Annotated in this window: 8 protein-coding genes; 4 read left to right on the top strand and 4 right to left on the bottom strand. The window is 65.3% G+C overall.

Features of this window, described 5'->3' with window-relative positions:
- Positions 1-453 precede the first annotated feature (453 nt).
- The 4 genes from Q4C89_RS10045 to hisJ form a co-directional block, all read right to left on the bottom strand.
- Entirely contained in the window at positions 454-2,643 is a 2,190-nt protein-coding gene (locus Q4C89_RS10045; protein WP_303102472.1) for a bifunctional diguanylate cyclase/phosphodiesterase, read from the bottom strand.
- A gap of 367 nt (positions 2,644-3,010) precedes the next feature.
- Positions 3,011-4,702: a DNA polymerase/3'-5' exonuclease PolX gene (locus Q4C89_RS10040; RefSeq protein ID WP_303102471.1), complete on the bottom strand. Its 1,692-nt coding sequence runs from the start codon at positions 4,700-4,702 to the stop codon at positions 3,011-3,013.
- Positions 4,699-5,367, bottom strand: coding sequence for a bifunctional 2-polyprenyl-6-hydroxyphenol methylase/3-demethylubiquinol 3-O-methyltransferase UbiG (locus tag Q4C89_RS10035; RefSeq protein WP_303102470.1), 669 nt, complete (start codon positions 5,365-5,367; stop codon positions 4,699-4,701). Before Q4C89_RS10035 ends, Q4C89_RS10040 begins: the two co-directional genes overlap by 4 nt.
- A complete protein-coding gene (hisJ, locus tag Q4C89_RS10030) occupies positions 5,360-6,142 on the bottom strand; it encodes a histidinol-phosphatase HisJ (RefSeq protein WP_303102469.1) in 783 nt (260 codons plus the stop codon). The genes Q4C89_RS10035 and hisJ overlap by 8 nt, the downstream gene beginning before the upstream one ends.
- A 39-nt stretch (positions 6,143-6,181) precedes the next feature.
- Between hisJ and Q4C89_RS10025 the strand changes: the two genes are divergently transcribed.
- The 4 genes from Q4C89_RS10025 to Q4C89_RS10010 all read left to right on the top strand — a co-directional run bounded on the left by Q4C89_RS10025 (position 6,182) and on the right by Q4C89_RS10010 (position 10,615).
- Positions 6,182-7,171 carry a zinc-binding dehydrogenase gene (locus Q4C89_RS10025; RefSeq protein WP_303102468.1) on the top strand — a complete coding sequence of 330 codons (990 nt, stop codon included), beginning with the start codon at positions 6,182-6,184 and terminating at the stop codon, positions 7,169-7,171.
- Between the two features lie 54 nt (positions 7,172-7,225).
- Positions 7,226-8,434, top strand: coding sequence for a TCR/Tet family MFS transporter (locus Q4C89_RS10020; RefSeq protein WP_303102467.1), 1,209 nt, complete (start codon positions 7,226-7,228; stop codon positions 8,432-8,434).
- 313 nt (positions 8,435-8,747) lie between these two features.
- A complete protein-coding gene (locus tag Q4C89_RS10015) occupies positions 8,748-9,035 on the top strand; it encodes a DUF485 domain-containing protein (RefSeq protein WP_303102466.1) in 288 nt (95 codons plus the stop codon).
- Positions 9,032-10,615, top strand: a complete 1,584-nt coding sequence (locus tag Q4C89_RS10010; protein WP_303102465.1) for a cation acetate symporter — start codon at positions 9,032-9,034, stop codon at positions 10,613-10,615. Before Q4C89_RS10015 ends, Q4C89_RS10010 begins: the two co-directional genes overlap by 4 nt.
- Positions 10,616-10,698: the final 83 nt, after the last annotated feature.

The raw sequence follows: 10,698 nt of genomic DNA, 5'->3' as shown, positions 1-10,698 counted from the left end.
TGAAGTGAGTCTCACGGTGTGGACCGTGGCCTGAAGTGACCCCAAGGTACCGAGCCCCCCCTCTCTGTCCCTTTACAGCGCCCATTCCTAAATGTCACGGCACTCGCTGGAGGCTTTCCAGGGGCACAGCGCCCGTTGTGGCGCGGGTTCTCTGGTCGAAGGCCGTCTTGGTCACCCCATGACCCCTCCCATTTCTCTGTCAGAACATGACTCAGGGTGACGTCAGGAATCACGAATTGCCATTTATGCGGCTGATGAAGTCTGGAAAACGCTTTCACTTACGAAGAAAAGTACCTTAATGTATATCTGATGTATAAATTAAATATGAGGCTGTAGGTGTAAGGATTGTGGCGCTCTGTCCTTTGGCCTGACAACAAAGAGGCCGTCCTGACGAAAGTCCTCGCGTCATAGACGGCTTTTTCATTCTGTTTGCTCTGTCTGTGGAGGCCAGAGTCAGCTTTCGTCGCCGAAGCCCCAGCTTTCGCGCAGGAAGTGCTGACCCTGCACCACCAGCGCCCGCGCTTCCTGAATGGAAAGGGGGTGCGAGAACAGGTAGCCCTGACCCCGGTCGCAACCGAGCGCCTGGAGCGCCTGGAGGTGGCCAGGTTGCTCGATGCCCTCGGCGACCACCCGCAGATTCATGTTTTTCGCCATAGCGATGATGGTACGGACCAGTTCGGCGCTGCTCTGGTTTTCCAGCATGCCCTGCACGAAGGAGCGGTCAATCTTGAGGGCGTCGAGGGGGTAGAGCTGGAGGTAACTGAGGGAGGAATACCCGGTTCCGAAGTCGTCGAGGTGCAGCCCCACACCCAGCGCCCGCAGGTCTTCGATGGTCTGGCGCACCGTCCCCGCGTGGGAAAGCAGGGTGCCTTCGGTGATTTCGATGTTCAGGCGGGCCGGATCTAGGCCGGTAGTTTCGAGCACGTCGCGCACGAACTCGCAGACCTGGGGGTCGTCCAGATGTTGCCCGCAGAAGTTGACGTTCAGCGAGAGCTGCGGCTCGTTGGGGTAGCGGTCGGTCCAGGCCTGCAATTCCTGACAGGCGCGGCGCAACATCCAGCGGTCGATGTCGGGCAGCAGGCCGATGTCCTGCGCGATGGGCACGAACTCGCCCGCGTCGAGCAGGCCGCGCTCGGGGTGCTGCCAGCGCACCAAGGCCTCGAAGCCGCTGATGTAGCCGGTCTGGAGGTTCAGCACCGGCTGGTACATGGCCCGCAGTTCCTGTCCCGCCAGCGCCCGGCGCAACTCGCTTTCCATGCGGTTGATATGCAGGGTGTGTTCCCGCATCTGCGCCGTGAACACCTGATACCCGGCGCGTCCGGCGTCCTTGGCGCGGTACATGGCGATATCGGCGTCGCGCAGCACGGCCATCGCCGTATCGTAGTCGCCGCTGCCCAGCACGATGCCGATACTCGCCGAGATGGACACGCTTTGCCCGCCGAGTTGCATGGGGCGGCGCAGCGCCTCCTGTATCCGCTGGGCCACGTTGGTGGCATGTTCGGGATACATCAGCGGTTCGAGCAGCACGGTGAATTCGTCGCCGCCCAGCCGGGCCACCGTGTCGGTGGAGCGCAGGCAACCGGCGAGGCGCTGCCCCATCTCAATGAGGAGGGCGTCTCCAGTGGGATGGCCCAGCGTGTCGTTGATGCCCTTGAACCGGTCGGCATCCAGAAAAAGCACGGCATATTGCCCCGCTCCGGGCTGGCGTGCCCGGGCGATGGCCTGAGAAAGTCGGTCACTGAACAGCGCCCGGTTGGGCAGTCCGGTCAGGCTGTCGTGCAGGGCGTCGTGCTGAAGCTGAAGGCTGAGTTCTTCCAGTTCACGGGTGCGGGCCTGAACCCGTTCCTCCAGGTCGTCATTGAGTTCGTGCAGGGCGTTTTGGGTTCGGCGCAGTTCGGTCACGTTCATGCCGTGCCCGATACACAGCGCGAGTTCGCCCTGCTCGTCGAACACGGGCGTGTAGGTGCGGAGCTGGTAGACCGCCTCGCCCTGCGGGTCGGTGAGCTGCTCTTCAAACTGCACTGTGCCGCGTTCGCGCACCGCGAGGTCGAAATGGCTATGGCGGCGCTCGGCCAGCGACTTCGGCAGCCCCCGGTACTCGGTGTACTCGATGTCGTCCTTGCCGATGACCCACTCGCGGATTTCGGGATTGGAGATGGCCGCCGGGTTGCAAAACACGTAGCGTTTTTGCGGGTCGAAAATCGCCAGCGGTGCGGGAAGCGCCGACAGCAGCGACTCGTAAAAGGCTTGGCGGTCGGTGCCCTGCTGTGCGGTGCCGCTGATGAGGGTGAAGGTCAGGTGCATGGTCGGGCCATGTGTGGGTGCGATGGCGAAAGTGCCCAGGATGGTCTGCTTGTCGCGGCTACACAGCGAGAGGGTCACGGACTGTAAGGGTTCGCCCTGCCAGGCTTGCGCCAGAACCCCCTGAAGCCGCAGCCCTTCGAGGGCCGACGACAGCACCTGCTGAATCGGCTGGCCTTCCACCTCGGCGCGGGCGTGGCCCAGCCATTTGGTGCAGGCACTGTTCCAGTGCACCACCGTTTCGTCCTCGGCCAGCACGAACACCGGCTGCTGGAGCCACAGGTCTTGTTCAGCCTGTTCCCGGTAGGTGCTCAGCGCCTGCTCGAAAAGCTCAAGCAGCACCGGCCACTGCTCGGCGCTCGGCGGCGTATTCGGCTCGACACCCGCCTGGGCAAGCAGGAATTCCAGATGGGGGATGTGTGAAAGTGGAGTCAGGGCAAACCTCTTCTCGAACCCGTGGTGTGGATTCTGTCTAGCCCATGGGGCTTATGGGGTTCACCTTAGCCAATTCTGCCTTACAGCGCCATTGCATGAGGATAGGCTGAAGCCGTCTTAAGGAGGTTGAACCGGGAACGGAGCGTTTTCGGTCCTGTTCCAAAAATGCGAAATGTTAGGTTCGACGGCCCTTTTTCGGGGTCTTGCTTCGCTCGGTTCAGCTCAAGATGAACTTCGACCTCCTTAGGCCTGTCCTCCTCTTTCGGCGCGGCTCCTAGCGCCCGGCCCGCTGCCGCTCGACGAAGTGCAGGAACGCCTCGCGCCCCAGCGTGTTGACCACCCGTTCCGGTGTCAGCCCGGCTTTGCGGGCGACTGCCACTCCGTAGCGCGTGTCCCGCAGCCCGGCGGGAACGTGGGCGTCGGTGTTGATGGCCCAGGTCAGGCGCTCGCGCCAGCGCAGCACCCAGCGCCAGTCGAGGTCGAGGCGTGCAGGATTGGCATTGATTTCGACCACCGTTCCCGCCGCTTCGCAGGCACCCAGCACAGCGTCCAGGTCGAGGGCGTACCCAGGACGGCGCAGCAGCAGGCGTCCGGTGGGGTGGCCCAGCACCGTCACCAGCGGATGAGACACGGCCCGCACCAAGCGTTCGGTCTGCCGGGCGCTGTCCAGCGTAAAGCCGCTGTGGACACTCGCCACCACGTAATCCAGTTCGGCCAGCACGTCGTCGGGGTAGTCCAGCGACCCGTCTTCCAGAATGTCCACCTCGGTGCCTGCTACCAGCGGCAGCCCCGCCCGCTGCAACTCGCGTACTTCTTTGAGTTGCGCCTGCAAGCGCTCGATGCTCAGGCCGCCCGCGTAGTGCGCGGCGCGGGAATGGTCGGCGGTGCCCAGAAATTCGTGTCCCAGCCGCAGCGCTTCCTGTGCCATTTCCGCGATGCTGGCCTGACCGTCCGACCAGGTGGAGTGGGTGTGAATCATCCCGCGCAGACTCGGCACCGTGACCAGTTCATCGGGAGAGGGCAGGGTCTGCCACAGGTCGTCGTGCTCGGCTTCGCGGTACTCGGCGGGGCGGGGGGGCAGACCCAGTTCGCGGTACACGTCCTCCTCGCTGGGGGTGGAAATGCTGTCGCCCCCGCGTTTCAGTCCCTGTTCGGTCAGGTCGAGGCCCTTGTGTGACGCCGCTGCCCGCAGGTGTTCGACGTATTCCGCACTTCCAGTCAGCAGCAGGTCGAGTGCCCCGCGTGTGTCGGCGCTGGCATAGGCGACTTCCAGCGGCACGCCGTCGAGTTCGCCCGCCAGGACGGGCTTTTCCTCGACCTGACGCAGTTCCGGCAGTCGCCGCTGCACGTCCTCGGCGCTGCCCGTGACCGTGACCCGCACGCCGCGCACCGTTTCCAGGCCGCGTCGCACGTCACCGGAGAGGCGAGGGTCAAGGTCGGTCAGCGCCCCAGTCAGGGCGTCGGCCACGTTCCAACCGGTCGAGAGCAGGTGCCACTGCCGCGCCTCGAAAATGAAGGCCACGTTCTCCAGAATCGTCGCCGCACTTTTGGCGCCGAAGCCTTTTTGCGCCGCGAGTTCGCCGCTCTCGCCCGCCTCGCGCAGTCGTTCGAGCGAATCTATGCCCGCCTGCCATAGCGCACGGATTTTCTTCGGCCCCAGCCCGCGCACTTCCAGCAGTTCCAGCAGGCCGGGCGGAAGCTGCGCGGCGGCCGCCTCCAGCGGGGCAAACGTGCCCGTGCGGGCAAACTCGCTCAGTTCGGCGGCGATGCCCTTGCCTACGCGGGGGATCCCGGCGAAGTCCCTGGCGAGCAGTTCGGGCGTTTCCTCTGGCAGCGTTTCCAGGCTGCGGGCTGCGCCCCGGTAGGCCCTCGACTTGAATTCCTCCTCGCCCAGAATGTCGAGCAGGTCGGCGGTACGTTCCAGGGCGCGAACGACGAGTTTGCGGGAGGGGAGGGGCGCGGTCATGTGGGCAGTCTACGGGCCAGCACCACATACCGCTCCTCGCGGTAAGGCATCCCCTGTGCGCCTGCCTGCGCGTCCCAGTCACTTTGCCGGGCTTCTTCTTGCATCCACTCGCAGCGGGTTTGCCAGTCGGCCCAGGTGGGCGCATGGGCCAGCACCGAGGCCTGCCACTCGCCCAGTATTTCCCAGCCCACCACCTGCAACCGTTCGGGCACCTGCGGCACGTGCAGGCGCGGCCCCACGTACAGAAAGCGGGCGTCGGGCGCGGCCAGTTCGGGCAGTCGCAGAATCACCGAGGTCGGCCCGCGCCGCGACACGATCAGATCGAAGGGGCCATTCAGGTCAGCGGGGATGTCCGTTTTGCCATTCCAAAGGTAGAAATCGGCGTTCGGTGCAGTGCGGCGGGCCAGCTCCAGCAATTCCGGTGAGAAATCGTAGGCGGCCCAGCGGGCGGCGACTGGCCCGAAACGCGCCGCATCCGGCCCGTGCCCGCAACCCGCTTCCAGCACCCGCGTTTGTGGCGTCAGCAGGTCGGAAAGCAGCAGGTCGAAGGTCAGTTCGGGGTCGGGGCCGCTCAGCGTGCGCTGCCAGGGGTGGACATACCCGCCCAGTTCGCGGGCGAGTCGGCCATAGCGTTCTTGCGCGGTTTCGGTTCGCCTCTCAGCCATGCCGTTTCCTTCCCCTATAGGTCACCACTTTTCCGCCCACATCCCGGATTTCCTTCACGGCGTCGGTGAAACGGTGCCCGACTTCTTCCGGTTTGTGCGCGTCGCTGCCCAGCACGAAGGGAATGCCGCGCTCGGTGGCGGCCCGCACGAGGTCGGGGGCCGGGTACGCCTCGGCTACAGGCTTGCGCCAGCCTGCCGTGTTGAAATCCAGCGCCAGCCCCGCCGCCGCCACCGCGTCCAGTGCGTCTAGCGCGGCGTAACCTTCCGGATCGCGGTGCCCGAACTTCTTGGGCAAATCCAGATGCCCAATCGAGTCGAACAGACCAGACTTTGCCGCGCCCACCGCCAGCGCGTAATAGTCGCGGTAAAGCTGCCCCAGGTCGCGGGCCTCGTACTCGTCCACGAATTCCGGATTGTCGAAGCCCCATGCGCCGAGGTAGTGAATGCTGCCGATGACATAGTCCCAGTCGTGCATTTCGAGTACCTGTTCCACAAACCGCTCGGTGCCGGGGTGGAAGTCGGCTTCCAGGCCCAGCCGCACTTCTAGCCGCCCGGCAAACTCCTGTTGCACGGCCTGAATCTCGGCTATGTAGTCCGGCAACTGCTCCAGCCGCATCCGCCAGGGCGCGTCGTACCAGCGCGGCATGGGCATGTGGTCGGTAAAGCAGAGGCCATCCAGTCCGGCGTCCAGCGCGGCCTGGGCGTACTCGCGGGGCGTGCCGCTGGCGTGCCCGCACAGGGGCGTGTGGGTGTGGGAGTCGTAGAGGCCGCTCATGCCGTCAGGATAGGGCGGTGGGGCCGCTAAGCTGGGTGCGTGTCCTACGCCGTCTATGTGGAAAGGTTCGGTGGCCCCGAGGTGCTGCGCTGGCGAAGCAGGCCAGAGACTCAGCCCTTTCCGCTGGCCGGGCAGGTGCGACTCGCGCTGGACTGCACCAGCGTCAATTACGCCGATGTGCTGGCCCGGCAGGGCAGGGGCGACAAGGCGGGGACGCCGCCGTTCATTCCCGGCCTGGATGCACTGGGGGTCATCACGGCGCTGGATGAGGGTGTTCGGGGTTTGGAAGTCGGGCAACGGGTCGCCTGTTTTCCGCTGGGGGGCAGCTACGCCGAGGACATCGTGGCCCCCGCCCACCTCTGCTTTCCAGTCTCGGCAGGCGTGCCCCGGGAGGCGGCGGCCAGCCTGACCGCGCTGGTGACGGCCTACAACATCGTCCACCACGCCGGGCGTGTGCGGGAGGGCGAAGACGTGCTGATTCACGCGGCGGCGGGCGGGGTCGGGCACCTCGCCGTGCAACTGGCGCGGCTGGCGGGCGCGGCCAGGGTCATCGGGGTGGTCAGTGGCCCGCAGCGGGCTGATTTCGTGCGCGGTCTGGACGCCGACGAGGTGGTGGACCGCCGCCAGGCCGACTTTGCCGAGCGGGTTCGGGCCGTGACGGACGGGCGCGGGGTAGACGTGATTCTGGATTCGGTCGGTGGCGAGACGACGGAGCGCGGCTTGGGCGTGCTCGCTCCTTTCGGGCGGCTGGTGCTCTACGGTCACGCGAGTGGGCAGGAGGCGCGGCTGGCGTCCAAACCGCTGCACCGCCAGAGCAAAGCCGTGGTGGGCTACAGCAGCGGACACCACCGGCAGGGTCGCCCGGAGGTCATTGAGCAGGCGGCAGCGCGGGCCTTCGAACTGGTGGCAGCAGGCAGCTTACGGGTCAAGGTCGGCGGCGAATTCGCTCTGGAAGACGCCGCGCAGGCCCACGCACGGGTGGAGCGCGGCGACGTGCTGGGGCGGGTACTCCTGCGTGCTTTGGCCTGACAGGCTGGGCGGCTGACGCTCCCTTCTCCCACGCCCTCTACACTGAGTGCCCTGATGAGTCGCCGACCCGCCGCCCTGATTTTTATTCTGATTACGGCCCTGATCGACATCATGGGCATCGGCCTCATCATTCCGGTGTTGCCGGGGCTGGTCAAACAGCTGGCGGGGTCGGAGACGGCTGGGGCGCAGTTTATCGGCGTGTTGACTTCGGCTTACGCGGTCATGCAGTTCGTGTTCGCGCCGATTCTGGGGGCGCTGAGCGACCGCTACGGGCGGCGGCCCGTGCTGCTGCTGGCGCTGCTGGGCATGGCGCTCGACTACCTCGTGCTGTTCTTCGCGCCGAATCTGTGGTGGCTGCTGGTGGGCCGCCTGATCGCCGGAATCACCGGGGCCAGCCTGACCGTCGCCAACGCCTACATCGCCGACGTGACCGCCCCCGAGGAACGCGCCAAGAACTTCGGGCTGCTGGGGGCGACCTTCGGCCTGGGCTTCATCCTGGGGCCAGCCCTGGGCGGGTGGCTGGGCGAACACGGCCTGCGGACGCCCTTCCTGGTGGCGGCCTGCCTGACGGCGCTGAACTTCGTGTATGGCCTGCTGGTGCTGCCCGAGTCGCTGCCTGCCTCGGCACGGGGGCAAAACCTCAAGCGCGAGAACCTCAATCCCTTTACCCCGCTGCGGGCGCTGACCGAGTATCCCATCCTGCGGAGCCTGACCGCCACCTTCGTGCTGCTGGGGCTGGCGGGGCAGGTCATCATGAGCACCTGGGTGCTGTACACCGAGGGCGTGCTGCGCTGGACGCCAGCCCAAAACGGCGTGGCGCTGGCCTTTTTCGGCGTGCTGACGGCGGCGGTGCAGGCCGGGCTGATTGGGCCTTTCATCGCCAGATTCGGAGAGCGGCGCACCATCATGACCGGACTGGTGGCGTCCATCGGTGAATTTCTGGTGCTGAGCGTGGCCCGCAGTACGCCCATGCTCTACGCCTCGCTGGTGGTGGGGGCGCTGGGGGGGCTGGCGCAACCCGCGCTGCAAGGAATGATTTCGCGGCAGGTTTCCGAAACCGAGCAGGGCCGGGTCATGGGGGCCATCACCAGCCTCAACAGTCTGGTCGGCGTGCTCGGGCCGCTGCTGGCGACCAGCGTCTTCGCCTATGGCCTGCGCTCCGATTTTCCCGGCGCGGCCTTCCTGATGGGCGCGGTGCTCTCGGTGCTCGGGGCGCTGCTGATTCTGGGCGTGCTGCGAAAGCTGCCGGAAACGGACAGGTAACGCTCAGCGCCGCTCCAAGCCTCCAGACTGGCCTAGACAGATTGAGAACTCTCTGCCCGTGAAGCGGACGCCCCAAGGCGTCGTATCAGGCGGCGTCCAGGGTCTTTTGCGCGAAAACGCTGGAGAGGCGCGTGCTTGTTCCAAACCTGGGAACAACGTTTTTACACTCGGTTCATTGAATTTGCCGCATGAGAAACCTAAGCTTCTCTTTGTTCAGGACAATTCCGCTCGTCGGGTACCGCTGCATGGCCACGCGTTAGGTCTGCGCCGCGTTCCCGCTCCGCTTCTTTCCCTGGCAGAGGAGGCTTTCTCTATGACGGTTCCGCATCCTTCACCCCCGCGCAACGCGGCCTACCGCGAGCTGATGCGCCAGAAGAACAGTTTCATGATCAGCATGACCATCGCGTTCATGGTGCTGTTTTTCCTGCTGCCGCTGCTGGCCGGGTTCAACAAGCCGCTGATGGCGACCAAGGTGTTCGGCAACGTCAATTTCGGCTACGTGCTGGCGTTCCTCGAATTCATCATGGGGTGGGTCATGGCGCAGATCTATGTGGCCCGCGCCCGCACCTTCGACCGTTTGGCACTGGAGGCCCAGCAATGACCTTTCTGATGGCGGCCATCATCGTCCTGCTGACCCTGGGGATTACCTTCTGGGCCTCGGGGCGCAACACTTCTGCCGGGGATTTCTATGTCGCCGGGGGCAAAATCACCGCCACCCAGAACGGCATTGCCATCGCCGGGGACTACATGTCGGCGGCGTCCTTCTTGGGCATCACGGGCCTGATTGCGCTGAACGGCTACGACGGCTTCATGTACTCGGTGGCGTGGTTCATCGCCTACCTGACGGTGCTGTTCATCGTGGCCGAGCCGCTGCGGAACCTGGGCAAATACACCCTGGCCGACATGCTGGTCTACCGCCTCAAAGACCAGAAGGTGCGCTTCTACGCGGCCTTTTCGACCATTGTCGTTTCGACCTTCTACATGATTGCCCAGGTGGTGGGCGCGGGCAGCCTGATTTCGCTGCTCTCGGGCGGGGCCATCAGCCCGACGCTCGCCATTCCGCTGGTCGGGGCGCTGATGATCGTCTACGTCGTGGTCGGCGGCATGCTGGCGACGACCTGGGTGCAAATCGTCAAGGCCATGCTGCTGATGTTCGCCACCATCGTGATGACGGTGCTGATTCTCGCCAAGTTCGGCTTCTCGTTCAGCAACCTGCTGGGCGAAGCCGCCCGCGTCAACGGCCAGGAATTCCTGGTGCCCGGTGCCAAATTCAAAAACCCCATCGACCTGATTTCGCTCTGCCTCGCGCTGGTGCTGGGCACCGCTGGTCTGCCGCACATCCTGACCCGCTTTTTCACCGTGCCCACCGCCCAGGACGCCCGCAAGAGCGTGGTCGTGGCGATGTGGCTGATCGGCGGCTTTTACGTCATGACCGCTTTCATGGGCAACGCCGCCAACGTGCTGGTCGGCAAGGACAAAATCATCGAGGCCAACGCCGCAGGCAACATGGCCGCGCCGCTGCTGGCCCAGGCACTCGGCGGGGTGGGAACGTTCACGGGTGAACTGTTCCTCGCCTTCGTGGTCGCCGTCGCCTTCGCCACCATTCTGGCGGTGGTCGCGGGCCTGACCATCAGCGCCAGCACGTCCTTCACCCACGACATCTACAACGGCGTGATGCGCGGCGGCACCGTCAGCGAGCAGGAGCAGTTCAAGGTGGCGCGGATGGCGACCATCGCGGTCGGCGTCATCTCCATCATCCTGGGCCTGCTCGCCAAAGACCAGAACGTGGCTTTCCTGGTGGCCCTGGCGTTTGCCATCGCGTCGAGTGCCAACCTCCCGGTCATTCTGTTCACGCTGTTCTGGCGGCGCTTCAACGCCACGGGCGCGGTGTGGGGCATCATGGGCGGCCTGATCGTCACGCTGGCGCTGATTGCCGTCAGCCCCAACATCATGGGCATCGACCCGCCCGAAAAGACCAAGGCCCGGCACCCCATTCAGGCCCAGGCGATTTTCCCGCTGGAAAACCCCGGCATCGTCAGCATTCCCGCCGGGTTTGCCCTCGCCGCCATCGGCACCATGCTGGGCAAGCGCCGCCCCGAGGACGACGAGAACTTCGAGGCCATGCAGTACCGCGCCTACACGGGTGCGGGGGTGGACGGCTCGGTGGCGGCCCACGACTGAGCGCATAAATACCGAGCGCCCAGAGAGGAAAGTTCGGCCCCTTCCCACACCGGGAGGGGGTTTTTGCCGTCTCCGTTATGCTG

Origin of the sequence: Deinococcus sp. (genome assembly GCF_030523985.1) — a bacterium.
Taxonomy (GTDB): domain Bacteria; phylum Deinococcota; class Deinococci; order Deinococcales; family Deinococcaceae; genus Deinococcus.
The sequence above is the reverse complement of the archived record's forward strand: the minus strand, read 5'-3'. Positions and strand labels throughout refer to the sequence as shown.

Excerpts from the sequence above, each read along its gene's own strand:
- Q4C89_RS10015 (WP_303102466.1), top strand. The coding sequence starts at position 8,748 with ATGACGGTTCCGCATCCTTCACCCCCGCGCAACGCGGCCTACCGCGAG.
- Q4C89_RS10010 (WP_303102465.1), top strand. The coding sequence starts at position 9,032 with ATGACCTTTCTGATGGCGGCCATCATCGTCCTGCTGACCCTGGGGATT.
- Q4C89_RS10035 (WP_303102470.1), bottom strand. The coding sequence starts at position 5,367 with ATGGCTGAGAGGCGAACCGAAACCGCGCAAGAACGCTATGGCCGACTC.
- Q4C89_RS10040 (WP_303102471.1), bottom strand. The coding sequence starts at position 4,702 with ATGACCGCGCCCCTCCCCTCCCGCAAACTCGTCGTTCGCGCCCTGGAA.
- hisJ (WP_303102469.1), bottom strand. The coding sequence starts at position 6,142 with ATGAGCGGCCTCTACGACTCCCACACCCACACGCCCCTGTGCGGGCAC.
- Q4C89_RS10020 (WP_303102467.1), top strand. The coding sequence starts at position 7,226 with ATGAGTCGCCGACCCGCCGCCCTGATTTTTATTCTGATTACGGCCCTG.